Here is a 25199-nt window from a genome sequence, read left to right on the forward strand (position 1 = left end):
AACCAGCCCATGAAACAGTTCGACCAGACCGGCTGGTTCTTTGTGGCCCCCGCCTGCATCCTTCTGGGCGTTGTCGGACTGATCCCGCTAGTCACCATCATCAACTATTCCTTCTTCGAGATTTTCACCCTGCAATCGCGGTTCTGGATCGGCACCGAGTGGTTCCGCGATCTGATCACCGCACCGCGCTTTTGGGCCAGCTTTGGCCGAAGCGCGTTGTTTTCGACCTTTGTGCTGTGCATTCAGATTCCGCTGGGGATCGCGCTGGCGCTTTGCATCCCGCGCGGGCGGTTCTGGGCGGGGGCGGCATTGGCAATGCTATCGCTGCCCCTTCTCGTACCGTGGAACATGATCCCTGCCCTATGGCTCAGCTTGATGAACGGCGACACAGGGATTTTGGGGCAGTGGCTTGCGGGACACGGCTGGCCTGCCGCGTGGAAAGACAGCGCCGTGCTGACGTGGGTGGTGATCCTTGCGATGGACACATGGCATTGGACCAGCCTCGTGATCATCCTTGCCTATTCCGCGCTGACCACCATCCCCGACCCGCTGTATCAGGCCGCGGCCATCGACGGCGCGCGCGCCTGGCAGGTGTTTCGCCATATCCAATTGCCGCGTTTGCAGCACGTATTGCTCATGGCGGTGCTGTTGCGGTTTATGGACAGTTTCATGATCTACACCGAGGCCTTCCCGATCAACGCGGGCGGCCCTGCCGGCGCAAGCCTATTTCTGGCCGTCGATCTGGGCGAGGAGATCAAGGCCTTCAACTACGGCCCCTCGGCCGCGCGATCTGTTCTGTATTTCCTGATCGTGCTTTGTGTGGCGTGGGTGTTCACCAAGGTTCAGGCCAACCTTGATGACCCAAAGCCCGAGGTGCCGCGATGATACCGCGTCGGGCATGGCCAGTGATCAAGCTTGCGCTGCTGGGGGCGTTTATCCTCTTTACCATCCTGCCGCTGGTGCAAATGACCGTGCTTAGCTTTACCGCGACGCTGGCGCAGGACGGTCTGACATTGGGCGAGACGACGCTGCGCAACTATCGCGCGATCTGGGCCGATCCGAGCCTGCGCGCGGCCTTTGGCAATTCTGTCGCCTATGTGCTGATCAATATCACCATCACCATCCCCGTCGCCCTGCCCGCCGCCTATGCCTTTGCGCGGCTGTCGTTTCTGGGGGACAAACACCTGTTCTTCAGCTTCATCGCCTTTCGTATCACGCCGCCGGTGGTGCTGACACTGCCGATTTTCCAGCTGTTTTCCGTGCTTGGTATCGTCAATTCGGTCACCGGCATCGCGCTGGCGCATTGTCTGTTCAACCTGCCGGTGTCGATCTGGATCTTGCAGGGCTTTATCGCCGCCGTGCCGCGAGAGATGGACGAGACGGCGTTTCTCGACGGCTATTCGCGGCCCCGCTACATCTGGAAAATCCTGCTGCCGCAGATCGCGCCGGGCATCGCGGTCACGGCGTTCTTCTGCTTTATGTTCTCTTGGGTCGAGGTCGTTTTTGCCCGCATCCTGACCACCACGAATGGCAAACCAATCTCTATGGCGCTCAGCGCGATGTTCGGGTTTCACACGGATATCGGGATGGTCATGGCGTTCACGCTGACCTCGATGCTGCCGGGGGCGTTGCTGCTTTTTGCCATGCGCAACCACCTGTCGCGCGGGTTCAAGGTCGGGCGGGTGTGACCCGCCCCACCCTTAAGATTACCCTCGCGCCGCTTGCCGCGAGGTGCGGCGCGTCACCAGCAGGCGGTTGATAAACGCCAAGACAAAGATCATCGTCAGGATCAGCACGATCGTAGGTGCCGGTGCGCTATCAAGGAAAAAGCTGGCGTAGACACCTGCAAACATCGACACGATACAGACCACCACCGACACGATCAGCATCGGGCCAAAGCTGCGCACCACCAGAAATGCAATCGCCCCCGGTGTGACCAACAGCGCCACCGCAAGGATCAGCCCCGTCGCCGTCAGCGTCGCCACGATGGTCAGCGACAAAACTGCCAGCAACCCATAATGCAAGAACCCCGTGTGCAGCCCGCTTGCCTGTGCCTGTGCCGGATCGAATGCATGCAGCAGCAGGTCTTTCCATTTGAGCACCAGAAACGCCGTCACAAAGACCGAGATCAGCCCAGCCGTCCAAAGGTCCTGCGCGCCGACGCCCAGCATATTGCCAAACAGCACGTGATCGAGATGCTGGTTCGTGGTGATCGAGGTGTACATGATGATGCCGATCCCGAACATGCCAGAGAAGACGACCCCCATCACGGTATCCTGTTTGATCCGGCTGTTATGGCTCAGGTATCCGGTCAACATCGCGCAGGACATTCCCGCGGCAAAGGCTCCGACGATCAGGGGCAACCCCGTGATCCACGCCAGCACCACCCCAGGCAACACAGCGTGACTGACCGCATCGCCCATCAGCGCCCACCCTTTGAGCACGAGAAAACACGACAGCAGCGCCGTGGGCGGGGCGACCAGCAGCACGATCCAAAAGGCGTTCTGCATGAAGGGGAACTGGAACGGAAACAGCAACGTGTCGATCATGGGGCCACCCCGTCTCGCAAAGATTTCAGGGCAGACTTCGCCTTGCGTCGTGCGGCCAGCACACCGTGTTTCGGGGCGAACACAAAGGCCAACAGGAAGATCGCGGTTTGCAGGGTGACGATCACCCCGCCTGTGGCCCCGTCGAGGAAATAGCTGGCATAGGCCCCCAGAAAGCTGGTGATTGTGCCGATCAGCACCGACACGATGATCAGCCGTGGGAAACGGTCACACAGCAGATAGGCCGTCGCCCCCGGTGTCACGACCATTGCGATCACCAGAAAGGCCCCGACGGTCATCATCGCGGCCACCACCGCCGCTGACAGCAGCATAAAGAACACCACTTTCAACATCTCGGGCCGCAGCCCAATGGACCGCGCGTGATTCTCGTCAAAGAAGGTAACCATCAGGTCTTTCCATTTCAGCAGCAGCACGGTCAGGCAGACCACGCCAATGATCGCCAGCTGCACGATGTCTTGCGGGGCGATGGCAAGGATATTGCCCATAATGATGGTCTGGATGCTGACAGACATGGGCGACAGCGACACCATGAAGAGGCCCAAACCAAAAAACGCGGTAAAGATGATGCCGATGATCACGTCGATCTTTAGGCCCGACCGTCCCGACAGAAACAGCATCGCCCCCGCCGCCATGCCGCCCGCCAAAAACGCGCCAAGCGCAAAGGGCAGCCCCAACATATAGGCCCCCGCCACACCGGGCACGACCGAGTGGCTCAGCGCGTCACCGATCAGCGACCATCCCTTGAGCATCAGATAGCACGACAGAAAGGCGCAAACTGCGCCGACCATCGCCGATACCCACATGGCATTGAACATATAATCATAGCTAAACGGCTCTAGTAGCAGGTCGATCATTTGTCGCCCTCTGTCGTGTCGATGCGTTCGCCGTAATGCACGAAAGGCCGTTCGTCGTCGGTGATGATCCGCAGTTCGCGCCCGTCATCGTCGTCGTGCAGGTCTTGGCCCCCAAGGGTGAAATGCCGCAGTACCCCGCCAAAGGCGGTTTCCAGATTGTCGTGGGTAAAGACCGTTTCCGTCGGGCCATAGGCCAGCACCGTGCCTTTGACCAACACCGTCCGGTCGCAGAATTCGGGCACAGAGCCTAGGTTATGGGTCGACACCAGCATCACCCGCCCCTCGTCGCGCAGCTCGCGCAAAAGATCGATGATCTGATCCTCGGTCTTCACGTCCACGCCGGTAAAGGGTTCATCCAGCAAGATCACCTGACCGTTCTGTGCCAGCGCCCGCGCCAGAAAGACCCGCTTGCGCTGCCCACCGGACAGCTCTCCGATCTGGCGGTGGCGGAACTCGGTCATGTTGACGCGGCGCAGGGCGTCGTCCACCGCCGCATGGTCTGCAGCCTTCGGACGGCGCAAGAACCCCATATGCCCATAGCGTCCCATCATCACCACGTCCTGCACCAGCACCGGAAAGGCCCAATCGACCTCCTCTGACTGGGGGACATAGGCCACAAGGTTCTCACGCAGCGCCTCTTTTACGGTCTTCCCCAACAGCGTGATCTGCCCTTGCGCGGCGGGCACAAACCCCATGATCGCTTTGAACAGTGTGGATTTCCCCGCGCCGTTGACCCCTACCAGCGCCGTGATCGTGCCGCGTGGGATCTCAAAACTGGCATCATAAAGCGCGGTATGACCATTGCGATAGGTCACCGTGACATCCGTGGCCTTGATGCCAATGGCATCGGCGACAAGCTCTGATACGGGGGCGGTAGTGGTGGCGGGGTTCATATCGGTTTCCATTTACTTCAGGCCTGCATCCAGCCCGTCTGCGACAGTCTGCGAAGTGACGCGCAGCAAGTCCAGATAGGTTGGCACGGGCCCCTCGGCTGTGCTGAGGCTGTCGACATAAAGCACACCGCCATAGGCAGCGCCGGTTTCGCGCGCCACCTGTTTCGCAGGCGAGGTGTTCACCGTGCTTTCGCAAAAGACGACCGGAATATCGTTGTCACGCACGGAATCGATGACCTTGCGGACCTGTTGCGGCGTGCCGGTCTGATCGGCGTTCATCGGCCAGAGATACAGCTCTTTCATCCCGAAATCGCGTGCGAGATAGCTAAAGGCCCCTTCGCAGGTCACAAGCCAGCGCTGGTCTTCGGGGATTTGCGCAATCCGGTCACGCAGCGGCGTGATCGTGTCGCGAATCTCTTGTTTGTAGCTTTCAGCGTTGGACGCATATGTCGCGGCATTGTCGGGGTCATGTTGGGAAAAGGCAGCGGCAATATTGTCGACATAGATCAATGCATTTTCCAAACCCATCCATGCGTGCGGGTTCGGTTTGCCCTCATACTCCCCCTCACCGATCGAGATGGGGTCGACACCATCTGTCAGCGTGACCGACGGGATTTCGCCAAGGTTGGAGATGAACTGTTCAAACCACAGCTCAAGGTTCATGCCGTTCCACAAGATCAAATCTGCCCCTACCGCACCTACGATATCGCGGGGCGTGGGCTGATAGCCGTGGATTTCTGCGCCGGGCTTGGTGATCGACACCACCTCGACCGCGTCGCCCCCCACCTGCTGCGCCATGTCGGCCAGCACGGTAAAGGTGGTAACGACTTTGAAATCAGCTGCGACCGCGGGCATTCCCGCCATCGCTGCAACGCCTAAAACCGACGCCAGCACACTCTTTTTCATTCTGTTCCTCCACGGACCAATGCATTCGCTAGATGTAAATGCGAATTAATCGCATATGTCAAACATGCAATTAAGAATAGGTCGCATAAACTTGCGGACAAGGGGAATCTCGCCTAAAAGAACCACAGACGACAAAGGATACCGGCATTGACCCAGAGCATTGATTACAAACAACTGCTGCGCGAAGCGGGCCTGCGGGTCACGCCACAGCGGACAACGATCGTGTCGTTGCTGTCGGAGACCGACGACCACCCCAATGTCGAAGACCTGTATGAAAAGGCGCGTAGGCTGGACGACACCGTGTCTGTCGCCACGGTCTATCGTACCATGTCAGTGCTTGAGAATGCAGGGCTGGTGCGCAAACTGGTGCTGGAGGACGCCCCCGCACGGTACGAGATGATGCCCCAAACCGACCACGACCATTTGGTCGACATGGACAGCGGCGAACTGGTGGAAATTCCGGGCACAGAGATCGCAAGCCTACTGGACCGCGTCGCCGCCGAAATGGGCTATGAGCTGGTCAGCCACCACACGGTGATCCGCGCGCGTAAGGTTTAGGTCTGCGTTTGATCCGCGAGGGATTTGACCATCGCCGCGGCACCGGCTGAAATCGTGCGCAAGATCACTTCGTCGGGGATGTCGCGGATCAGCCAGTCGCGCATGGGGCCAAAGGCCGACAAGAACACCATCAGGTTTGCAACAATATCAAGCCGTTGATCGTCGCCTTGCAGCCCCAGTCGCGGACCAAGCTGATCGGCCAGGTCCTTCATCACCGCGAATTCACGGGCATGCAGGGCACGGCGATCTTCGGCCTTCATATGTGGCACACAGCGATAGGCCAGCAGGGTGCCGTCCCGTTTCATCGACCAGCTTTCTCGGAAATATTTCTCGAACGCGTCTTCCAGTGACAGGTCTTGATCCAGCAGGATAATCGGCAAGGTCGACACGTCTTCGCGAAACCACAACTGGTTCAGCAGCCGACGCAGGATGTCGTTCTTGTTGGCGATGTAGTCATAGATGCTGGCCTGATTGACGCCCGACAGCGCACAGATGTCGCGGATCGTCGTCGCGGCAAAGCCCTTTTCTAGAAACAACGACAGCGCTGCTTCGCAAATCTGCTCGCGGCGGCTTTGGATCAGCGACTGGTTTTGCACATTGGTAATTTCCGCCTCTGCCAGCATTTGCGTGCGCAGTACAGACAGCCTGTCGCTGCGGATGGCCAGAGAGGATGTATCGTGCATGTAGCTGTCCTTTAATTCTCCTAAATCCTATCGGCTTTCGATATGCGAAACAACCGACAAGCGTTTGCGCCGGCGCCACGCAAAACCCCCGCCGGTACAGGACCGACGGGGGGCAGCGTTTTCATCCATCTTTAGGGTGGTTTAGTCGTCCAGACCCAAGGCCACAAACCGTGGATCGCCCGCGCGGCGAACCAGCAGCAGCAGCGATTTGCGACCACCGTCTTTGGCCTCTGTGATGCGGTTTTCCAGATCGGTGATCGACAGGATCGGCTGCTGCCCTGCCTCTGTGATAATGTCACCAACGCGCAGGCCTTTTTCAAAGGCTTCCGACATCTCGTCGACCTCGGTCACGGCCAGACCTTCGACGGAATCATCGGCCCCGAGGTCGGTGCGCATGTCGTCGGTCAGCGGCGTGACGGTCAGGCCAAGCACAGATTTCACTGCAGGCGCTTCGGGCTGTGCCTCGTCCTCTGGTGCGGACACGGTTGGTCCTGTCCCTTCCGCATCTTCGCGGCGGCCAAGTTTAACCTTGAGCGTCTGGGATTTGCCTTCGCGCAGAACGGTCACGCGGACCGATGCCCCAACGGTGCTGTTGCCCACCTGACGGACCAGACCACGGGTATCTTCGACCTCGACACCCGCAAAGCTAAGGATGACGTCACCGGTTTTCAGGCCGGCCTCCTTGGCGGGACCTTCGGGCACATCCGTGATCAACGCGCCTGTTGCTTTGGCAAGCCCCATCGCGTCGGCCACGTCTTGTGTGACATCCTGAATGCGGACGCCCAGCCAACCGCGGCGCGTTTCGCCAAATTCTTTCAACTGGTTGACCACACGGGTCACAACATTGGACGCCATCGAGAAACCGATACCGATGGACCCGCCATTGGGGGACAGGATCGCCGTGTTCACGCCAATCACCTCGCCGTCCATGTTGAACAGCGGCCCCCCCGAGTTGCCACGGTTAATTGCGGCGTCGGTCTGGATATAGTCATCATAAGTGCCGGACAAGGCACGGTTGCGCGCCGATACGATACCGGCCGACACAGAGAACCCCTGCCCCAACGGGTTCCCCATCGCCAGCACCCAATCGCCCACACGCGCGGCGTTGCTGTCGCCAAAGCTGACAAACGCCAAGGCGCTTGGGGCTTCGACCTTCAACAGCGCGATATCGGTGTTGGGGTCGGTGCCGATCACTTCGGCCTTCAGTTCAAGGCCGGTGAAAAATTCGATGGTGATCTCGTCCGCGCCTTCGATCACGTGGTTGTTCGTCACGACGAAACCGTCCTCAGAGATCACAAAACCCGATCCGAGCGCGGATGATTTGCGCGGCGTCGGGACCTCGTCGCCATTGTTGCGGTCACGGAATTCCTTGAAGAAATCCTCGAAGGGTGATCCCTCGGGGACGATGCCGCGGGGGCCAGTGCGACCTTCGACGGTGGTCGAGGTGGTGATATTCACAACCGACGGGCTGATCTTTTCAGCAAGCGGCGCGAGGCTTTCAGGTTTGGCCATCGCCATCACGGTCTGCATCAGGACAAAGGCCAGCGCCAGCATACCCATCATTAACCATTTGATCTGGGGTGATATTGCGTCGGTACGCGACTGGGAAACGGCCTTTGGCTGCATTCGTCAACTCCGGTTATATAAGGGGCGCTAGACCCCGTTTTTGATGTCTAGGCAGAGTGCATCTGCAAACTCACTGCTGCAAGGTGAAAGATGGTCATCCTCACGCGCATGTCAACGCATGCAGCGGTTTCTATCCGAAATTGCCGCGCGCAAGACGGTCGGCAGCACATTCCGCGCCCCAAACGAAACAGGGGCCGGCATTGCTGCCAGCCCCTGTTTAAAAGTCAACCTGATTGGGATCAGTTGCCGGATGTGGTGCCGATTCCGGTCTCAGCACCCTGGGCCCCAGTGCCCTGGGTCGTCGTGCCGGGGGTCGTCGTCGCGCTTTCGCTCCGGCTGCCTTCTTCTGAATTGAAGTAGTTAAAGAACTCGCCGTCAGGTGACATAACCATGGTAGAGTTTTCACCCTTCAACGCCGTCTCGTAGGCGCTAAGCGAGCGGTAGAATTCAAAGAACTCTACATCCTTGGAATAGGCCTGCGCAAAGATCTTGTTTCGCTCGGCGTCTGCTTCACCTTCGGTGATGCGGGCATCACGACGGGCTTCCGACAGGATTTCGGTATAGGTACGATCCGCAAGGGCGGTCACACGCAGAGCCGCCTCGCGACCACGCGCCCGTTCGTCAGTTGCTTCGCGGTCCCGCTCGGCAATCATACGCTGCAAAGTCGCATCAAAGTTCTGCTCGGGCAGATTGGTCTGGCGCAGACGCACGTCGACGACTGTGAGGCCCAATGCCTTTGCACGTTGATCGCTGCGTACTTGGATCTGGTCCATAAGGGCAGAGCGCTCGGGCGACAGGATCGTATCAGACGTCACACCCTGTGAACCAAGCACCGCACGGATCTGACCGTCGAGGATACCGTTCAGCTGGATTTCAGCCTGACGCCCACCATCAACACCCAAAGCTTGGCGAAACTGACGAATGTCGGAGATCCGGTAAAGAACAAACGCGTCCACCTCAAGCCGGCGGTCATCAGCTGGGGTCACCTCGATCATCGGGGTTTCAAGCGTCAGAATGCGGTCTTCGTAACGCACAACTTCGTCAAGCAAGGGCAGCTTAAAGCCAAGGCCCGGCTCTTCGCGTACTTGTTTGATCTGGCCAAACCGCAGCACCAGCGCCTTTTCACGCTCGTCCACAATATAAACAGATGACAGCAAGCCCACGAGCACCACGGCGATGATGGGAACAATAAATTTTAGTTTGTTCATCAGTTTGACCCTCCGGCGTTGCCAGCATTGCGGCGCAACTCATTCAGCGACACATAAGGCACGATACCTTGTCCGCCGCCTTGTTCGTTGTTCTCGAGGATAATCTTGTCGACATCCGCCAGAACCTTTTCCATCGTCTCAAGATGAAGCCGCTTGCGTGTTACTTCAGGCGCTGCGGTGTATTCCTGCAAAACGGCTTCGAACCGGCTTGCTTCACCCACGGCTTCGTTGACGACGCGGGCACGGTAACCTTCTGCAGCTTCCAAAATCTGTGCCGATTCACCGCGTGCCTCGGCAGTGCGCCGGTTTGCATAGGCGTCCGCCTGACGTTCCACCCGGTCGCGCTCCTGTGCGGCGGCCTGAACATCGCGGAAGGCATCAATCACGGTCTGCTGTGTCGTACGACCTTCGGCGTCAGTCATTGTTACCGTCTGGCTGGGCGGATCCACCTTGTTAAAGTTGACGCGGATGATGTTGATCCCGGTCTGACGGTTGTCCAGCGTCGTTTGAATCAACTCGCGCGCAGCGGCTTCAATGGCGGCACGGTCGCGGTTCAGGATCGGTGCCAATTCGGATTGGGCGATAATCTCGCGCATTGCGGATTCAGAAATCGCGCGCACGGCCGAATCCGGATCACGCAGCGAGAATTTGAAATCCTGCGCGCTTTTCACGTTCCAGACCACCTGAAAATCGATGTCGACGATGTTCTCGTCGGTCGTCAGCATCAGACCATCGTTGTCGTCCGAATTTCGACCTGCACCGATGGTTTCGGCGCGGTTTGTGGTCACGTCAAATACTTCGGCTGTCACAAGCGGCCAAGGTGCAAAGTTCAAACCCTCGGTGCCTATACCCGAGAATTTACCCAAGAAAAGCTCGATCGACTGTTGCTCGGGACGCACGGTATAAAAGCTAGCCATACCCCAGACGACGACAGCCGCCAGCACACCTAGACCGACTGTACCACGGGTGAGTTTCGGGCCCGCACCGCCGCCGCTGCCGCCAGCACCACCGGAATTCCGCGCGCCGCCTTTACCCCCCATGAGAACGCGCAGTTGTTCCTGCCCCTTCTTCATCAGATCATCGATTTCGGGTCGTTGGCCTTTATCACCGCCCGGTCCACGTCCGCCGCCACCGGTGGGTCGTTCACCACCGGGACGGTTCTGGTCACCGCCGTTGTTACCTCCGCCTGAGTTTCCACCGCCGCCCCAAGGGCCGCCTGTATTTCCAGCCATTAATTCTTCCCTATTTTTTGACCGCTTCAGCGGCCCTATCCCAACCGCCTAAGCGGTTTGATCGTGTGCAGAGTCGGGCATAATCGCCCGGACTTCAAGCAGTGCGTGTCGGGCTGCGCATGGTGACCAGTTCTTCGGACATGGTCGGGTGCACGGCGCAGGTCGCGTCAAACTGCTCTTTCGTGAGCCCTGCCTTGACGGCAATGCCCACCAGCTGGATCAGCTCGCCTGCGTTTGGTGCGACGATGTGGCACCCCAGTACAACGCGTGTTTCCTTGCTCACAACGAGCTTCATCATCACACGTTTGTTCTTGTTCGCAAAGGCCGTTTGCATCGGCCGGAACGATGCCGAGTAAATCTCGACCGGTTCTTGCTCTGCTGCTTGCTCTTCGGTCATGCCGACAGTGCCGAATTCAGGCTGGGTAAACACGGCCGACGGGATCAGATCGTGATCCACCGGCGTCGGGTTCCCGCCAAAGACGGTCTGCACAAAGGCCATCCCTTCGCGGATTGCGACAGGTGTCAGGTTCACGCGGTCGGTGACGTCGCCAATGGCATAGATCGACGGCACGCCTGACTGGCTGTATTCATCGACTTCGATCTCTTGGCGGCGGCCCAGCGAAATGCCGACCTCTTCCAGCCCCATATCCCCTGTGTTCGGCGCGCGCCCTGTGGCGAACAGCACCATGTCGAACACTTTCTCGGACCCGTTGGATGCCTTGACCCAAATCGGCCCCTGCGTGCCTTGGGGTGCGGCGCTGCTGTTCAACTCGTTCGACTGCTCAGCTGTGGCACCCATCGCCGCATCAGAGTTGCTGGGCATGGTGCCGGCTTCGTGTTGGGATTCTAACGCCATTTCGACGATATTGGTGCCGCAATGGATATCGATACCCGCCTCTGTCATGGATTCCGCGATCAGCCCGCGGGCTTCGTCGTCAAAGCCCCGCAGGATCTGTGCTGCACGGTTGTACATCGTCACTTCGACGCCCAACCCGTTCAGAATACAGGCAAATTCGCACCCGATATAGCCGCCGCCGATGATCAGGATCGACTTGGGCAGGCTTTCAAGATGGAAGATATCATCCGACACGATGCCGAGCTGTGCGTTGGGCACGTCAGGACGGACGGGGCGGCCACCGGTGGCCACCAAGATATGCTTGGCAGTGCGGGTTTCGCCGTTCGCCAGCTGCACCGTATGCGCGTCCTTGATCGTGGCGCGTTGGTCAAAGGTATCAACGTCGGAATTGGCCAGCAGCTTGCGATAGACGCCTTCAAGCCGGTCCAGCTCGTTGTTCAGACGGCCTTTGAACGCGTGCCAGTCGAACGTACCAGGCTTGATGTCCCAGCCAAAGCACTGTGCTTCGTCCACCAGTTCGGCATAGCCCGACGCGAACACCATCAGCTTTTTCGGCACACAGCCCCGGATTACGCAAGTCCCGCCATACCGGTCCTCTTCGGCGAGGGCGACCTTGGCCCCGTATTCACCCGCAGCAACACGCGCGGCGCGTACCCCGCCGGAACCGCCACCAATGACAAAAAGGTCGTAATCAAAATCGCTCATCTGGGCCGGGGCCTTTCTTTGTTAATCGCTCAGGTCGGAAAACAGATTATCTGTCTCGACGAACTCCATCTTAGCGCGATCAACAGTACCTTCGTTGATGTCGCGCACTTCGACGCGGCCATCGCCATAGCCGATCACCACAGCATCACAGATATCAATGAACAGCCCGTTTTCAACTACACCCGGCATCTGGTTCATCACCAAAGCCATCTGGCGGGCGTTGCCGATCCGCTTGAGGTGCAGGTCAAGGATGTAGTTTCCCTCATCCGTTATAAAGGGGATCTCGCCGTTCATCCGAAGCGTCGAATTGCGCCCCAGCACATCCATAGACACCAAAGTCTCTTCGACAAGCGCCTGTGTGGTCTGCCAGCCAAAGGGAATAACCTCTACCGGAAGGGGAAATGCACCCAGCGTTTCGACCTCTTTGCCGATGTCGGCAATCACGACCATTTGATCTGACGCGGTCGCCACGATCTTTTCTTGCAACAACGCACCGCCGCCGCCCTTGATCAGGTTCAGCTCGCCGTCGAATTCATCCGCGCCGTCGATGGTCAGGTCCAGCCACTTGGCTTCATCGAGGCTGATCACCTCGATCCCCACTTCGCGCGCCAGCTGTGCTGTGCGGGTGGAGGTGGGCACGCCCTTGATCCGCAACCCGTCGTCGCGCACCATTTCGCCCAAGCAGCGCACCAGCCACGCAGCGGTGGAGCCGGTGCCCAATCCGACGCGCATGCCGTCTTCTACAAATTGCGCAGCGCGTTTGGCGGCGACAAATTTGGCCTTATCGATGGGTGACAATTCTCCGGTCATGGCAGCGACTCCTCGTTAATCGATGCCCTTATAGACGCAGCCGTCCGCACGCGCGACCCTCAAAACCGCGATATTGGTGGCTCTTGTGGCCCTCGTGCCCGCCAAGGTGACCCGCGCAGGGGTTTTATGCAGCGATTATCACGATAGAGTACCGCAAACCGCGCAGATCGGTCGTTTTCAATCGCCCGCCCCAGATGCAATGAGATACCACCACCCTATGACCGATCACAGCCTGCAAGGACGTGCCACCTGATGTTTCTCTCTGTCTTCGATATGTTCAAAGTGGGCATCGGCCCGTCCTCGTCCCATACAATGGGGCCCATGGTGGCGGCAGCGCGTTTTTTGGACTTGATGCGCGCCTCGCCGTTCAAATTCTCGGGCCTGCGCGCGTCGTTGCATGGCAGCCTCGCCTTTACCGGCGTCGGCCACGCCACTGACCGCGCCACGATACTCGGCCTCGCCGGGTTCACGCCGCAAGACTATGACAATGACCGCGCCGAAGAGGTGCTGGCCGAGATACACGAGACGCAACAGATCACCCTGCCCGGTCTTGGCACGCTGAAATTCGCGCCCAAGGCCGATATGATCTTTGACTATGACACCAAGCTGGATGGCCATGCCAACGGGATGATGCTGATGGCCACCGACGCCCAAGGCGACGTCAGCCTACGCGAGACGTATTATTCCATCGGCGGCGGCTTTGTGATGACCGAAAGCGAGCTCGCCGGGGGCAAGGACACGGACGAAGGCGCGCCTGTCCCCTTCCCGTTCAAATCCGCGGCCGAGATGCTGCAAATGTCGGCAGCATCCGGCAAGAGCATCGCGCAGATGAAACGCGCAAACGAAGAATCCCGCGGCGGGGCAGAACACCTGCGCGACGGCACGAAACGTCTGTGGCAGGTGATGAACGATTGCATCAACCGTGGGCTCGAAACCGACGGCATCCTGCCCGGTGGGTTAAACGTCAAACGACGCGCCAAGGCGATCCATGACGCCCTGCTGCAAGAACGCGGCCAGAACCAGCGCGCGCCCCACACAATCAACGACTGGATGAGCGTCTACGCCATGGCCGTGAACGAGGAAAACGCTGCCGGTGGGCAAGTTGTCACCGCTCCGACGAACGGGGCCGCTGGCGTTATGCCTGCGACCTTACGCTATTATCTGGACCACGTACCCGGTGCCTCCGAAGCGCATATCGAGGACTTCTTGCTGACCGCCGCGGCGATTGGCGGGCTGGTCAAGTTCAACGCATCGATCTCGGGGGCCGAAGCAGGCTGTCAGGCCGAAGTCGGATCCGCCGCGGCGATGTCTGCCGCGGGACTTTGTGCCGTGATGGGCGGGACGCCCGCGCAAATCGAAAACGCCGCTGAAATCGCGCTGGAACATCATCTGGGCATGACCTGCGACCCCGTGCGCGGTCTGGTGCAGGTGCCGTGCATCGAACGCAACGGGCTTGGCGCGATTAAGGCAGTGTCGGCGGCCTCGCTGGCGCTGCGCGGCGATGGCACCCATCTGGTACCGCTGGATGCCTGCATCGAAACCATGCGCCAGACCGGTGCGGATATGTCCGAGAAATATAAGGAAACCTCGCTTGGCGGGCTGGCGGTGAACGTTCCCAACTGCTGATCTTACGCAGCGGCACGCAGCCCTGCCCGCGCTTGACCCCACCGAGGAACTACAACAGTCTGACAGCCGTCAGGAAATTTGCGGGAGGGGCATCATGGAACTGAAACAGGCAATGCAGGAAAGACGCAGCATCAGGGGTTTCAAGAAAGAACCCGTGTCGCGCGAACTGCTTGAAGAAGTCGTCGCACTGGCCAACCGTGCGCCATCGTCGATGAACACGCAGCCGTGGTATCTGCACGTCCTGACGGGTGACCCGCTGGAAAAAGTCCGCGAGGGAAACTCCACGCGCATGTTGGAAGGCGTGCCGCCCGTGCGTGAAATCAGCGACCACGGGGCTTATGCGGGGGTGCACCGGGACCGTCAGGTGGGCATCGCGAAACAGCTTTTTGCCGCTATGGGGATTGAACGCGAAGACAAGGAACGCCGTCAGGATTGGGTCATGCGCGGTTTCCGCCAGTTTGATGCGCCCGTGTCCATCGTGGTGTGCTTTGACAAGTCACTGAATGACAATGGCACTATCGCGCATTTTGATCTGGGCGCGGTGACCTATGGCCTTGTCCTTGCCGCATGGAGCAAGGGACTGGGCTGCGTCATTAACGGTCAGGGTATCATGCAATCGCCCGTGGTCCGCGAACACGCGCAAATCCCCGACGATCAGGTGATCATGACCTGTGTCGCTATGGGCTGGCCCGACGAGGATTTTTCGGCCAATGCCGTCGTCTCTACCCGCCGTCCCGTCGAAGAGGTGACCCGCTTCGTCGGCTTCGACGACTGATAAAATCTGACTGTGTCGCACGGGGGAAGGCATCGCTGCCCGCCCTGTGCGACCATGCACACTTATGGTTCGCATAGCGACTATTGCCGCATGAACGCACGCCCCTTATCTAAGTTCCAGACCAGGATAAGGAGAGCCCCTATGTCGATCCGCCCTACCCTAGAGACTCGCGCGGCCCAGCAAACGATGGAAGGCGCAGGCGTGAAGCTACACCGTGCTTTCGGGTTTCAGGACCCGTCCGAGCTGGACCCCTTCCTGCTGTTCGACGATTTCCGCAACGAACGTCCGCAGGATTTCGAAAAAGGGTTCCCGTGGCACCCGCACCGCGGGATCGAAACAATCACCTATGTGCTGGAAGGCACGGTCGAACACGGGGATTCCCTGGGCAACGTCGGCACGCTTGGTGCTGGTGATGTGCAGTGGATGACGGCGGGCTCTGGCATCCTGCATCAAGAGATGCCCAACGGAAACGCCAAGGGACAAATGCACGGGTTTCAGCTTTGGGGTAATCTGCCATCTGCGCAAAAGATGACTGCGCCGCGCTATCAGGATGTCACGGCCAAGGATATCCCCGTGGTCACCGATGACGATGGCACGACAGTACGCGTGATCACAGGCGAATTCTGGGGCAAAAAAGGCCCCGTGGACGGCATCGCGGCCGATCCGCAATATCTTGATATCACGGTCCCAGCCGGTGTGCGCAAAACCTTTCGCATCGACACCTACCGCCGCGCTTTTGCCTATGTTTTTCAGGGGTCAGCCGCCTTTGCCGATGCCTCTGCCCCGTCAGGTGTCTTGCTAGAGAAAGAGGTCGGCGGCGAAGAGGTGAACATCCGCGATCTCAGCGGCGACCGCACACTGATCCGTTTTGGCACGGGTGACGAGGTAACGATGCAGGCAGGACCAGAAGGCGTACGCTTTTTGCTGATCTCGGGTGCACCGATTGACGAACCCGTCGCGTGGCACGGTCCGATCGTGATGAACACGCAAGAGGAGCTGCGTCAGGCGATGCGCGATCTGAACAACGGGACGTTCATCAAACCCGCACACTAAATACCAAATCAAAGGGGTATGGGCCGGCTCGGCCCTACCCCGCCATGACGGATTTGCGCACCATACCCCAATATTGCGCTATCACCTCGTCCAGCGACAACCGCCCGCCCGCGCGATACCACGTGTTTACCCCCGTCAGCATCGCAATCACCGCCAACGTGGCAATCTTGGTATCTGCGATGGCGAAATCTCCGGCGGCGGCCCCATCGCGCAATATCGTCTCAAGCCGGTCCTCATACTGACGGCGCAGGGCTTCGACAGTGGCAAAATTCTCGGGCGTCAGGTTGCGCAGTTCCATATAGGAAATGAACACCTCGTCCGGGCGATCCGCGTGGAACCGGATGTGGAAATCAACGAAATGCCGCAGGCGTTCAAGCGCGGTCGGGGCAGCGTCACTGGTGCAGGCTTCAAGCAGATCGTTCATGTGATCCTGAAGCAGAGTGAAGAGCAGCGTTTGCTTGTCCGGCGTATAGTTATAGAGCGCCCCTGCCTGTACCCCCACCTCTGTCGCGAGCGCGCGCATGGACACGGCGGCAAAGCCGTGCCGCGCAAACAGCCGCAGCGCAGCCGCGCGGATTTTTGGCCGAGTGATGTCAGAATGTGATCCGGTTGTACGCCCCATGGGGCAAAGGTTAATTGAACACATGTACAAAGGCAAACCCCTGCTTGCGCGATTTCTGTCGCTGGTGCATGACTGAGAAATGAAGAACCGTATCCTCCTATCATTCTGCCTTGCCGCGCTGGTCCTGCCGGCGGCGTGCACCCAATTTCCCGCGCTCGACAGCCGTGCCACGCCCGAGCTGCTTGCCGCGGATTACCCCGCGCTGGTGCCAATTGATCCGCTGCTGGCCAAGGCAGACGCCGGAGAGGTCAACATCCCGCAGATCGAAAACGGCCTGACGGCACGGGTCGAACGGTTACAGGCGCGTGCTGCACGGTTGCGTGGATCGGTCCTGTCGGGGTCTGAAAAGCAGCGTTTGTCCCAAGGTTTGCGGTAAAGCAGATGCAATGTCGCGTTGCGTGCGCGGCGGGAAAAGGATACATCGCGGCGAACCCCGTTAAACGCCGCAGCCCGCTGCCGCGCACCACCAAAAGGATTGCACCATGTCACAACCGCTTCGTCTTGGGATTGCCGGATTGGGCACCGTTGGGGTTGGCGTGGTGCGGATCATCCGCAAGCAGGCCGCACTGATCGAAGCGCGCACAGGCCGCCCTATCACCATCACCGCCGTCTCTGCACGCAGCCGCGACAAAGATCGTGGTGTGTCCCTGTCCGGCTACGCTTGGGAGGACGATCCAATCGCGCTGGCGAAACGCGACGACGTCGATGTGTTTGTCGAACTGATGGGCGGCGACGAAGGTCCCGCCAAGGATGCCACCGAGGCCGCACTGGCCTCGGGTAAGGATGTGGTCACCGCGAACAAGGCATTGCTGGCCATCCACGGTCAGGCGCTGGCCGAACAAGCCGAAGCTGCCGGCTGCCTGATCCGCTATGAGGCCGCCGTCGCAGGGGGCATCCCGGTGATCAAGGCGTTGACGGAAAGCCTTGCCGGGAACGAGATCACCCGCGTCATGGGCGTGATGAACGGCACCTGCAACTACATCCTGACCCGCATGGAAGAGACCGGCAACGGCTACAACTCGCTGTTCGAAGAGGCCGAGGCGCTTGGCTACCTTGAGGCGGACCCGAACCTTGATGTTGGCGGCATTGACGCCGCGCATAAGCTGGCGATCCTGTCGTCTATCGCCTTTGGCACACAGGTGGATTTCGACGGGATCGAAATCGAAGGCATCCAGCGCGTCAGCATCGACGACATTCTGGCCGCCGCCAACATGGGCTACAAGATCAAGCTTCTAGGTGTCGCACAAATGACCGGCCGCGGGCTGGAACAACGCATGCAGCCCTGCCTTGTGCCTGACAGCTCTCCGCTGGGGCAACTGGCGGGCGGAACCAATATGATCGTGCTGGAAGGCGACGCAATTGGGCAGATCGTCCTACGCGGCCCCGGTGCGGGCGAAGGCCCCACGGCCAGTGCTGTTTTGTCAGATATCTGCGATATCGCGCGCGGCTGGCATGGACCGGTCTTTGGCCAGAAGGCGACGACGCTCGCCTCGGCCACCGCAGCGCTGTCGCAACGCCCTGCCGCGTTCTATCTGCGCATGGGGCTGCTGGACAAACCCGGCGCATTGGCCAAAGTTGCCACCGTTCTGGGCGAGGCCGGCATCAGCATCGACCGCATGCGCCAGACCGAACACCGCAGCGATCAGGCCCCTGTGCTGATCGTTACGCATAAATGCAGCCGTACCGCGCTGGACGAGGCGCTGGACGCGATGGCGCATACCGGTGTACTGGCAAGCGACCCTGTGGCGCTGCGTATCGAGGATCTTTGATCCCGAAGCAGGCGAGGTTTGGGCCCCGATCTGCGGAGTATGCGCAGGACAGGCCGGATGCCTTCGGCGAGGATTTTTGACCATTTGGAAGTGAGGGATGCATGAGCTTTCTAGGTGTTGATGCGTCTTTGACGGGGCGTCGCTGGGTCGGCCCCGGTGTCGAGGTGGAACGCGCGACGGAAGTTCTGGTGCAGCAGACCAGCCTGCCGCTGGCCCTATGTCAGGTATTAGCGCGGCGCGGCGTGGCGGCGGAAGAGGCCGAGGCCTTCCTTGCCCCCTCCTTGCGCGACCTGCTGCCCGACCCACGATCCCTGCGCGATATGGAAAAGGCCGCGACCCGTTTTCTGGCTGCGGTTAAAGCCCGCCAGCGGATTGCGGTCTTTGCGGATTATGATGTGGACGGCGGTAGCTCTGCCGCGCTGCTGCTGGTCTGGCTGCGCGACATGGGCTGCGCCGCGACGCTGTATGTGCCCGACCGGATCGACGAAGGCTACGGCCCCAATGACGCGGCGATGGCCGAGCTAGCGGCTGCGCATGATCTGATTGTCTGCGTCGATTGCGGTACCCTATCTCATGGGCCCGTGGCCGCTGCCGTCGGGGCGGATGTGGTTATTCTGGACCACCACCTTGGCGCAGAAACCCTGCCCGACGCTTTGGCCGTGGTGAACCCGAACCGACAGGATGAAGACGGCGCGCTGGCACATTTATGTGCGGCGGCGGTCGTATTCTTGATGCTGGTCGAGGCTGGGCGGCAGCTGCGAGAGGCGGGTGCACGAGGGCCCGACCTGATGGGTTTGCTGGATCTGGTGGGGCTGGCCACGGTGGCGGATGTGGCCCCGTTGATCGGCGTCAACCGTGCCTTTGTACGACAGGGACTGCGCGTCATGGCGCGGCGCGACCGGGTCGGTCTTGCGGCCCTCGCCGATGTGGCACGCATGGATACGGCCCCCGCGGCCTATCACCTTGGGTTCTTGCTCGGCCCCCGAATCAACGCAGGCGGACGCATTGGTCAGGCCGATCTCGGGGCGCGATTGCTGGCCTGCGATGACCCGCACGAGGCACAATCCCTTGCTGAAAAGCTCGACCTGTTGAACACCGAGCGGCGCGATGTAGAGACCGCCGTACGTGCCGCTGCGCTCGATCAAGCAGAAACACGCGGGTATGACGCGCCGCTGGTTTGGGCGTCGGGCGCTGGCTGGCACCCCGGCGTGGTGGGCATTGTTGCGTCTCGTCTGAAAGAGGCGTCAAACCGTCCGTCGGTTGTGATCGGGTTCGAGGATGGCATCGGGAAAGGATCCGGGCGCTCTGTCTCGGGGATCGACCTGGGTGCCCCGATCCAGCGGCTGGCAGCCGAGGGCCTGTTGATCAAGGGTGGCGGACACAAAATGGCCGCAGGCCTGACCGTGGCCGAGGACAAACTCGAGGAAGCGATGGCGCGGCTGTCGGAACTGCTTGCCAAACAGGGCGCGCATCTGGCGGGCGCTGCAGACCTGAAGCTTGACGGCATGCTGATGCCAGCCGCTGCCACTGTTGAACTGGCGCAGCAGGTGGAACAGGCCGGTCCCTTTGGTGCCGGTGCCCCTGCCCCGCGATATGTGTTTGCCGATATGCAAATCCGCTTTGCGAAACGGGTGGGTGAAAGCCATCTCAAGATCAGCTTTGGCGACGGCAACAATACAAAAATGGACGCGATCGCCTTTGGCGCGTTTGACGGGCCGCTTGGTCCGGCACTGGAAAACCACGGCGGCGCGCGGTTCCATCTGGCGGGGCGTCTGGATATCAACACATGGCGGGGGCGACAGTCGGTGCAGCTGCGTCTGGAAGACGCGGCCCCGGCATAAAAATTTTTCACTTTCTTTCGATTTCTGCTTGCGTGCCTGCGCCGCTTTCCTTAGAGAAACGCTCACAAGCTAAGTGGCCCGTTCGTCTATCGGTTAGGACGTCAGGTTTTCAACCTGAAAAGAGGGGTTCGACTCCCCTACGGGCTGCCACTTGTGCCTTCCTTGCATTAGCAATAGACTTATCAGACCTTGCGCTGCTATTTATCTGCGCGTTTTGAGGTCGGCACTCCCCATTGTGAGCCCCACACGAGCGCTGCGCGACATGCAATTTTTCGCCCGATTTTCGTGTTTTTCCTGCGCGGTTTCTCTTGCGCCTTCCAGTAGCTTTCCCTAAAGAAGCGCTCACAAGTTAAGTGGCCCGTTCGTCTATCGGTTAGGACGTCAGGTTTTCAACCTGAAAAGAGGGGTTCGACTCCCCTACGGGCTGCCACATATCATTGTAAGTCGTTGGTTTTATTGCGACTTTAGAATCTAGCAAAATCCTACTACATAACTACTACACCAAAAAATGGCCGGTTTGACCTGTCGAACCCCTGCGAAGCGATTACGCAGTCGTGAGAGATATAAAGCTTAAATCACCTTCAAATCACTTAAATTGACTCTGTAAGATTCTTAGTGCTAGTGTTTTGTTAATAAAGCGCGTTCACCTTATAGGGGCACCTAGTCTTGCTAGTAGCCAAGCTAACCGTGTGAAAATTGTATTGTCGAACGGAACGAAACTCGTTACGGACCGTTGAATTAAAAGAGCAAGACGTAAACTAACTCAGAAAAGGAGACGGCCATGGCATTTAGCTTGAACAGTGTCTTTCGATTGTTTGGTTCGGATTGTGTCGAAGAAAACGTTAAACCTGCTTTTGATAGCCAAAGGCAGGTCTATGACTTTTGCCGACACAGCTACAAAAAGTCGGGTGGACCGAATAGTGAATTGCGACAGCTATATAAAAATTATTTAGAGTCTGCGTCGCATGAATCACGAGATAGATTGGAAGCCAATCCACGGTAAGGATTGCCTCAAGGACTTCAAGTGTGGAGTTCCCGAGATCGACAGTTGGGCTAAAACTAAAGCGTTTAAGAGGCATGAGCGTGGGCAGTCGAATGTGACGGTCGGCTACAGTGGAGGTAGCGTCTCGGGCTCTTCGTTTATTGCTATCTCATTGACCCACGAGGACAGCAGAAAACTCCTTCATGCTGATCACTCGTCTCTTTGGCCTACTGGTGCCCCCCTAATCTATATAGAGTATTTGGGCGTCAGTACTTTTAGTCAGTCCAAAGGCATCGGTGGCCACCTGCTCATGAGGACTTTCGAACAAGCCTACGAAGTCCGTAGACACGTTCCAATCTATGGAGTTGCTCTGCGTTCTCTTAATGATCGTACAACCTCGTTATATCAAAACTTAGGTTTTCGGATTGCCCCCAAAGAACCTGATCAACACCCACTGATGATCATGGATATTTGGACGATTAATGATCTGATCGAAGATCGTTAGAATTAGAAACAGACTGCGGGGATGCCCACAATTAGGCGGTCGGCGTCGGGGTCAATGCCCCGTGCAACAGCCGCTTGGCGCAAGGTCTGCCCGTCGGCGACGCGAACCACATGACAGGCCGGGACGCCCCGCAGCGGATCGTGTATCGCGGCCCCTGACAGCCAAACAACATGCGCGGCCCGTTTGTCTAGCTTGGCCTGCCCCTCAATCGCTGCAAAGGTCGCTGCGGGCACGTCATGGGCTTCCAGTAAGGGCAGACAGCCCAAGGCGGTAGCCGCCGACAGATCGGGCGCAGGATCGTCTAGGGCGACGGTCACAAGCTGCCCGTAGGCGTCGTGCCGAATGAAGTCGTTCCCCAATGAGGTTCGTTCGTCCTGCGAAGACGCGGCAAGCCATGCGGTCAATTCTTTCAATTGGGTTTCGGCCAATGTGGGCATGGTTATTCCCCCGCTTCGGGCGCGATCAACGGCGCATCTACGTCAACCCGGCTGTAAGATGCCCGGTCGGCAAGGGCCGACGAAAACATTGCTTGCCCAAGCTTGTTCAATCCAGCTTCCATACGTTCGGCCTGTTTGCCGACTTCAAGCGCGTGGTTCATGTGAGCAACGTCGTCGGGCGCGAACGCTTCAAGTGCATTGGTGACAAGGTGCATACGACGATCATCGCCGACGCCTGACAAGAAACCCGGCCCGGCGCTGATAGCCCGCGCAACGTCAATATCGGTGCGAACCATCTGCGACAACTTCGCCGGAAAATCTGGGTCGCCCTTCGCAGCCTGTTCACGGCAATACTGGCGAACTTCGGTATAAATCGTGCCCTTGGTTGCGTCCGGTGCCAGAACGTCGAAAGCCCGGTTCTTCGCGGCTTCGGCTTCGCGGTCGCCATAGCTGCGAATTGTCTTGATTGATTGGGCAACTTCTTTCGTGACGTTCTTGAACAGCGTCTTCGCAGCTTCGTTCTTTGCGTCGTCCGTTTTCGAAGTGTCGGTCGCCAAGCGTTCAAGGCGCGAAATCGCCTCTTGCACGGCATACTTTGCGCGGGTCGCTGCGGTGCCCGGCACGGCGTCAATGTCTTCGACGTTCATTGCGAAGAAGTTGACCTTAAACCCGACTTCTAGACGGGCCATGTCCAAGAATTTCACATGGTCGGGGTTGTTGTTCAGATAGCGGTTCATCTTCTGTTTCCTCTTAGGGCCAAGGCGTCAAGTTCAACGCCGTTTATTTCAATGTATCGCGCCCGCTTTTTGTTCTTGGGTAGCGGCGCTAGGGGTTCATTGCCCACAATGGCGGGGATGCCTTCGGGCTGCGGTTCGTTCATGTCGGCGAAGATTGTGCGAAGTTCGGCTTGCAAGGCGTTCTGTTGATTTCGGGCATATTCGGCGAAGCCGCCCGGCGGTTCTTCGCGGCGCAGGTAAAGAACGCCGTCAACTTCTTCGATAAATGAACCGTTGAAGCGGCCCCCGATAACGCCTTTCGGTTTATCGGCTGCGGATTTGTGCTTGGCTTCCAAGCGAGCCAAACGTGATTTCAACGCGGCGGTCATTCGCCTAGACCTTCAAGGGCTGCAATTCTGTCTTCTAACGACGTGTCGATGAAGCTGCGCTGAATTTGGGAAAGAACGTGAACCAAACGACTTCCATCCCCAACGTCTAGCCGCTGATTTCTCATGTCCTTGTAAAGCCGGATCATTTCAACGCGGCAATCCCCCATTGACGCAAGCTTGATCCGCTTTTGCGGGGGGACGGGGGTTGCGGGCTTCGGCCATGCGGGGCTTGGGGTTTCCATCGAATTACCATGCGGATTTGAACGTTTAAGGCGGGGCTAAAGGCCACTTAGGACGGGCAATTCAAAGCTGGCAAGGTGTCAAATTCGGGGCAGACAACGACAGACAAATGCGGACAAAAGAAAGTTTTCGCGCCCTATCCCCATGCTGTTTTGAGCGCCCGAAGTTCGGCCCGGCGACGGCGATAGGCGGCGTTCCGTTCTGCGTCGCGTCCATCGGTGCCCCCGGCGTTTTCAAGCCGCCTGCGCCTCTTGTTGGCCTGCGCCGCGTCCTTCCGCATGGCGGTGACAAGTTCGACGTAATCAGCTTCGGTTAAGGCGCTTGGATTGCGGAACGCATTTACGACACACGGCTTCATGCTATCCGCGCCTCAAATTTCGGCGTGTTCAATTCGAACGGCACAAGTTGGCCAACGCGAAGCAATGCAGCAACTTTCATCATTCGGCTTATTTCGCGCTCATACAGTCTTGGATTACAGATTGCTTGATGGTCCATTTGATTGAGGTATTGAACGAACGTCGTTATTGGCGCGTCGCTGTACGCTACCTTGCAGCCGATTTCGTCTTTCACTTGAATGAAATCCGCAGCCGAAAAAATTTCGTTGCGATGATAACGAAGCAAGTCGATTGTCTTCGGCCATGCCGACGGAACGCGATCAATCAAGTTCGATGATAGTTCCGAAACGGATACGACCCGATAAGGCGCAGCTTTGCGCAAGTCAGCTACGACAGCCCTAAGTCTTGACCCAATGACCGCTTCGAAAAGTTCGCTTGACGTGACGCTTGACCTTACGTTTTCGGATTGATTAACGACCACAAAACAAAACTGACTTTCAAGCCAATCGCGATCTAACGTTGCATAGACCGCTTCGATACTCATTTCGTTCATGTTAGACATTTCGACTTCCTTAGTAGATTTGTAGTAGATAAGTTCGAAGGCTATTTCGGCCTTGTTTTGTTGGAAACTTTGGCAGCCCAAATCGCTGCCGTGATGCCCACAACTTAGAACAGCCCTGCGAAAATGTTGGTGTTGCTACTGCCCGGCACATCGGCGGCGATGCTTTCGGCAAATTCAGGAATGACGCACAAAGCTCGGTGCATTTCATCTGCTGGCATTCCGTCGCGAATTACGGCCTGCCATGCGTCAATCAACAGCGTAAGCAAGCGTTCTTCGTCGCTCATGTTCGGCCATTTCTGAACCCAACAAGCGCCAGTTGAAAACATGAACGGGCCGCTTGCGTTGACGTGATCGGGATGCCGAACGACGGCGGCTTTCTGCGACGCTGCATCCCAACACAATATTGCGTGTTTGATTTCGATATTCATTTCGGGGTTCCCTTCGTTTGG

25 protein-coding genes and 2 tRNA genes are annotated in these 25199 nt (G+C 58.6%); 11 read left to right on the plus strand and 16 right to left on the minus strand.

Annotated elements, in window-relative coordinates:
• The first annotated feature begins 9 nt into the window (after nucleotides 1–9).
• Together E5180_RS07000 and E5180_RS07005 are read left to right on the plus strand one after the other, a co-directional pair.
• On the plus strand, nucleotides 10–885 hold the full coding sequence (locus E5180_RS07000) for a carbohydrate ABC transporter permease (protein WP_138923746.1): 876 nt from the start codon (nucleotides 10–12) through the stop codon (nucleotides 883–885).
• Complete coding sequence (locus E5180_RS07005; protein ID WP_138923747.1) at nucleotides 882–1688, plus strand: carbohydrate ABC transporter permease; 807 nt, start codon at nucleotides 882–884, stop codon at nucleotides 1686–1688. Before E5180_RS07000 ends, E5180_RS07005 begins: the two co-directional genes overlap by 4 nt.
• An 18-nt stretch (nucleotides 1689–1706) precedes the next feature.
• Here the strand turns inward: E5180_RS07005 and E5180_RS07010 are convergent, their stop codons facing one another.
• From E5180_RS07010 to E5180_RS07025, 4 genes are read right to left on the minus strand one after another with little or no spacing between them, the layout of a single operon-like run.
• Complete coding sequence (locus tag E5180_RS07010; protein ID WP_138923748.1) at nucleotides 1707–2549, minus strand: metal ABC transporter permease; 843 nt, start codon at nucleotides 2547–2549, stop codon at nucleotides 1707–1709.
• On the minus strand, nucleotides 2546–3421 hold the full coding sequence (locus E5180_RS07015) for a metal ABC transporter permease (RefSeq protein WP_138923749.1): 876 nt from the start codon (nucleotides 3419–3421) through the stop codon (nucleotides 2546–2548). The genes E5180_RS07010 and E5180_RS07015 overlap by 4 nt, the downstream gene beginning before the upstream one ends.
• On the minus strand, nucleotides 3418–4314 hold the full coding sequence (locus E5180_RS07020) for a manganese/iron ABC transporter ATP-binding protein (RefSeq protein ID WP_441351443.1): 897 nt from the start codon (nucleotides 4312–4314) through the stop codon (nucleotides 3418–3420). The genes E5180_RS07015 and E5180_RS07020 overlap by 4 nt, the downstream gene beginning before the upstream one ends.
• A gap of 12 nt (nucleotides 4315–4326) precedes the next feature.
• Nucleotides 4327–5220 carry a metal ABC transporter substrate-binding protein gene (locus E5180_RS07025; protein WP_138923750.1) on the minus strand — a complete coding sequence of 298 codons (894 nt, stop codon included), beginning with the start codon at nucleotides 5218–5220 and terminating at the stop codon, nucleotides 4327–4329.
• Nucleotides 5221–5367: 147 nt separating this feature from the next.
• Between E5180_RS07025 and E5180_RS07030 the strand changes: the two genes are divergently transcribed.
• Nucleotides 5368–5778 (plus strand): Fur family transcriptional regulator, encoded by a 411-nt coding sequence (locus tag E5180_RS07030; RefSeq protein ID WP_138923751.1) that lies wholly within the window; start codon nucleotides 5368–5370, stop codon nucleotides 5776–5778.
• On the opposite strand, the gene E5180_RS07035 is transcribed toward E5180_RS07030, so the two are convergent.
• The 6 genes from E5180_RS07035 to rpiA form a co-directional block, all read right to left on the minus strand.
• On the minus strand, nucleotides 5775–6461 hold the full coding sequence (locus E5180_RS07035) for a TetR/AcrR family transcriptional regulator (protein ID WP_138923752.1): 687 nt from the start codon (nucleotides 6459–6461) through the stop codon (nucleotides 5775–5777). The genes E5180_RS07030 and E5180_RS07035 overlap by 4 nt on opposite strands.
• Before the next feature lie 141 nt (nucleotides 6462–6602).
• Nucleotides 6603–8087 (minus strand): Do family serine endopeptidase, encoded by a 1485-nt coding sequence (locus E5180_RS07040; protein WP_138923753.1) that lies wholly within the window; start codon nucleotides 8085–8087, stop codon nucleotides 6603–6605.
• Between the two features lie 239 nt (nucleotides 8088–8326).
• Complete coding sequence (hflC, locus tag E5180_RS07045; RefSeq protein WP_138923754.1) at nucleotides 8327–9295, minus strand: protease modulator HflC; 969 nt, start codon at nucleotides 9293–9295, stop codon at nucleotides 8327–8329.
• On the minus strand, nucleotides 9295–10527 hold the full coding sequence (gene hflK, locus E5180_RS07050; RefSeq protein WP_138923755.1) for an FtsH protease activity modulator HflK: 1233 nt from the start codon (nucleotides 10525–10527) through the stop codon (nucleotides 9295–9297). Before hflK ends, hflC begins: the two co-directional genes overlap by 1 nt.
• Nucleotides 10528–10621: 94 nt before the next feature.
• A complete protein-coding gene (locus tag E5180_RS07055; protein ID WP_138923756.1) occupies nucleotides 10622–12088 on the minus strand; it encodes an FAD-dependent oxidoreductase in 1467 nt (488 codons plus the stop codon).
• Between the two features lie 21 nt (nucleotides 12089–12109).
• On the minus strand, nucleotides 12110–12898 hold the full coding sequence (gene rpiA / locus E5180_RS07060; RefSeq protein WP_138923757.1) for a ribose-5-phosphate isomerase RpiA: 789 nt from the start codon (nucleotides 12896–12898) through the stop codon (nucleotides 12110–12112).
• A gap of 252 nt (nucleotides 12899–13150) precedes the next feature.
• Here rpiA and E5180_RS07065 point away from each other — a divergent pair, with 252 nt between their 5' ends.
• The 3 genes from E5180_RS07065 to E5180_RS07075 all read left to right on the plus strand — a co-directional run bounded on the left by E5180_RS07065 (nucleotide 13151) and on the right by E5180_RS07075 (nucleotide 16352).
• Complete coding sequence (locus E5180_RS07065) at nucleotides 13151–14524, plus strand: L-serine ammonia-lyase (protein ID WP_138923758.1); 1374 nt, start codon at nucleotides 13151–13153, stop codon at nucleotides 14522–14524.
• Between the two features lie 94 nt (nucleotides 14525–14618).
• Nucleotides 14619–15299 (plus strand): nitroreductase, encoded by a 681-nt coding sequence (locus tag E5180_RS07070; protein ID WP_138923759.1) that lies wholly within the window; start codon nucleotides 14619–14621, stop codon nucleotides 15297–15299.
• A gap of 141 nt (nucleotides 15300–15440) precedes the next feature.
• A complete protein-coding gene (locus tag E5180_RS07075; RefSeq protein WP_093733690.1) occupies nucleotides 15441–16352 on the plus strand; it encodes a pirin family protein in 912 nt (303 codons plus the stop codon).
• A gap of 34 nt (nucleotides 16353–16386) precedes the next feature.
• Here E5180_RS07075 and E5180_RS07080 read toward each other — a convergent pair whose 3' ends face one another.
• The gene (locus E5180_RS07080) at nucleotides 16387–16974 is read right to left on the minus strand and encodes a TetR/AcrR family transcriptional regulator (RefSeq protein ID WP_138923760.1); all 588 of its coding nucleotides are present in this window, start codon (nucleotides 16972–16974) and stop codon (nucleotides 16387–16389) included.
• A gap of 79 nt (nucleotides 16975–17053) precedes the next feature.
• Here E5180_RS07080 and E5180_RS07085 point away from each other — a divergent pair, with 79 nt between their 5' ends.
• From E5180_RS07085 to E5180_RS07105, 5 genes are all read left to right on the plus strand, one after another.
• The gene (locus E5180_RS07085; protein WP_138923761.1) at nucleotides 17054–17350 is read left to right on the plus strand and encodes a hypothetical protein; all 297 of its coding nucleotides are present in this window, start codon (nucleotides 17054–17056) and stop codon (nucleotides 17348–17350) included.
• 106 nt (nucleotides 17351–17456) lie between these two features.
• Complete coding sequence (locus tag E5180_RS07090) at nucleotides 17457–18743, plus strand: homoserine dehydrogenase (protein ID WP_138923762.1); 1287 nt, start codon at nucleotides 17457–17459, stop codon at nucleotides 18741–18743.
• 101 nt (nucleotides 18744–18844) lie between these two features.
• On the plus strand, nucleotides 18845–20584 hold the full coding sequence (gene recJ, locus E5180_RS07095; protein ID WP_138923763.1) for a single-stranded-DNA-specific exonuclease RecJ: 1740 nt from the start codon (nucleotides 18845–18847) through the stop codon (nucleotides 20582–20584).
• A gap of 75 nt (nucleotides 20585–20659) precedes the next feature.
• Nucleotides 20660–20734 (plus strand) — tRNA-Glu (locus E5180_RS07100).
• Nucleotides 20735–20939: 205 nt separating this feature from the next.
• Nucleotides 20940–21014, plus strand: a tRNA-Glu gene (locus tag E5180_RS07105).
• A gap of 1059 nt (nucleotides 21015–22073) precedes the next feature.
• On the opposite strand, the gene E5180_RS07110 is transcribed toward E5180_RS07105, so the two are convergent.
• The 5 genes from E5180_RS07110 to E5180_RS07130 all read right to left on the minus strand — a co-directional run bounded on the left by E5180_RS07110 (nucleotide 22074) and on the right by E5180_RS07130 (nucleotide 25178).
• A complete protein-coding gene (locus E5180_RS07110; protein ID WP_138923764.1) occupies nucleotides 22074–22508 on the minus strand; it encodes a hypothetical protein in 435 nt (144 codons plus the stop codon).
• Nucleotides 22509–22510: 2 nt separating this feature from the next.
• The gene (locus E5180_RS07115) at nucleotides 22511–23245 is read right to left on the minus strand and encodes a hypothetical protein (protein ID WP_138923765.1); all 735 of its coding nucleotides are present in this window, start codon (nucleotides 23243–23245) and stop codon (nucleotides 22511–22513) included.
• Nucleotides 23242–23613, minus strand: coding sequence for a hypothetical protein (locus tag E5180_RS07120; RefSeq protein ID WP_138923766.1), 372 nt, complete (start codon nucleotides 23611–23613; stop codon nucleotides 23242–23244). Before E5180_RS07120 ends, E5180_RS07115 begins: the two co-directional genes overlap by 4 nt.
• A gap of 594 nt (nucleotides 23614–24207) precedes the next feature.
• A complete protein-coding gene (locus E5180_RS07125) occupies nucleotides 24208–24750 on the minus strand; it encodes a hypothetical protein (protein ID WP_138923767.1) in 543 nt (180 codons plus the stop codon).
• Between the two features lie 104 nt (nucleotides 24751–24854).
• Complete coding sequence (locus E5180_RS07130) at nucleotides 24855–25178, minus strand: hypothetical protein (RefSeq protein ID WP_138923768.1); 324 nt, start codon at nucleotides 25176–25178, stop codon at nucleotides 24855–24857.
• Nucleotides 25179–25199 lie beyond the last annotated feature (21 nt).

It is taken from the genome of Sulfitobacter sp. BSw21498 (genome assembly GCF_006064855.1).
GTDB lineage: Bacteria > Pseudomonadota > Alphaproteobacteria > Rhodobacterales > Rhodobacteraceae > Sulfitobacter.

Bases quoted from the DNA above. Each gene is read 5' to 3' on its own strand.
- E5180_RS07000 (WP_138923746.1), top strand. From the start codon at position 10: ATGAAACAGTTCGACCAGACCGGCTGGTTCTTTGTGGCCCCCGCCTGC.
- E5180_RS07005 (WP_138923747.1), top strand. From the start codon at position 882: ATGATACCGCGTCGGGCATGGCCAGTGATCAAGCTTGCGCTGCTGGGG.
- E5180_RS07010 (WP_138923748.1), bottom strand. From the start codon at position 2,549: ATGATCGACACGTTGCTGTTTCCGTTCCAGTTCCCCTTCATGCAGAAC.
- E5180_RS07015 (WP_138923749.1), bottom strand. From the start codon at position 3,421: ATGATCGACCTGCTACTAGAGCCGTTTAGCTATGATTATATGTTCAAT.
- E5180_RS07020 (WP_441351443.1), bottom strand. From the start codon at position 4,314: ATGAACCCCGCCACCACTACCGCCCCCGTATCAGAGCTTGTCGCCGAT.
- E5180_RS07025 (WP_138923750.1), bottom strand. From the start codon at position 5,220: ATGAAAAAGAGTGTGCTGGCGTCGGTTTTAGGCGTTGCAGCGATGGCG.
- E5180_RS07035 (WP_138923752.1), bottom strand. From the start codon at position 6,461: ATGCACGATACATCCTCTCTGGCCATCCGCAGCGACAGGCTGTCTGTA.
- E5180_RS07040 (WP_138923753.1), bottom strand. From the start codon at position 8,087: ATGCAGCCAAAGGCCGTTTCCCAGTCGCGTACCGACGCAATATCACCC.
- hflC (WP_138923754.1), bottom strand. From the start codon at position 9,295: ATGAACAAACTAAAATTTATTGTTCCCATCATCGCCGTGGTGCTCGTG.
- hflK (WP_138923755.1), bottom strand. From the start codon at position 10,527: ATGGCTGGAAATACAGGCGGCCCTTGGGGCGGCGGTGGAAACTCAGGC.
- E5180_RS07055 (WP_138923756.1), bottom strand. From the start codon at position 12,088: ATGAGCGATTTTGATTACGACCTTTTTGTCATTGGTGGCGGTTCCGGC.
- rpiA (WP_138923757.1), bottom strand. From the start codon at position 12,898: ATGACCGGAGAATTGTCACCCATCGATAAGGCCAAATTTGTCGCCGCC.
- E5180_RS07065 (WP_138923758.1), top strand. From the start codon at position 13,151: ATGTTTCTCTCTGTCTTCGATATGTTCAAAGTGGGCATCGGCCCGTCC.
- E5180_RS07070 (WP_138923759.1), top strand. From the start codon at position 14,619: ATGGAACTGAAACAGGCAATGCAGGAAAGACGCAGCATCAGGGGTTTC.
- E5180_RS07075 (WP_093733690.1), top strand. From the start codon at position 15,441: ATGTCGATCCGCCCTACCCTAGAGACTCGCGCGGCCCAGCAAACGATG.
- E5180_RS07080 (WP_138923760.1), bottom strand. From the start codon at position 16,974: ATGGGGCGTACAACCGGATCACATTCTGACATCACTCGGCCAAAAATC.
- E5180_RS07085 (WP_138923761.1), top strand. From the start codon at position 17,054: ATGAAGAACCGTATCCTCCTATCATTCTGCCTTGCCGCGCTGGTCCTG.
- E5180_RS07090 (WP_138923762.1), top strand. From the start codon at position 17,457: ATGTCACAACCGCTTCGTCTTGGGATTGCCGGATTGGGCACCGTTGGG.
- recJ (WP_138923763.1), top strand. From the start codon at position 18,845: ATGAGCTTTCTAGGTGTTGATGCGTCTTTGACGGGGCGTCGCTGGGTC.
- E5180_RS07110 (WP_138923764.1), bottom strand. From the start codon at position 22,508: ATGCCCACATTGGCCGAAACCCAATTGAAAGAATTGACCGCATGGCTT.
- E5180_RS07115 (WP_138923765.1), bottom strand. From the start codon at position 23,245: ATGAACCGCTATCTGAACAACAACCCCGACCATGTGAAATTCTTGGAC.
- E5180_RS07120 (WP_138923766.1), bottom strand. From the start codon at position 23,613: ATGACCGCCGCGTTGAAATCACGTTTGGCTCGCTTGGAAGCCAAGCAC.
- E5180_RS07125 (WP_138923767.1), bottom strand. From the start codon at position 24,750: ATGTCTAACATGAACGAAATGAGTATCGAAGCGGTCTATGCAACGTTA.
- E5180_RS07130 (WP_138923768.1), bottom strand. From the start codon at position 25,178: ATGAATATCGAAATCAAACACGCAATATTGTGTTGGGATGCAGCGTCG.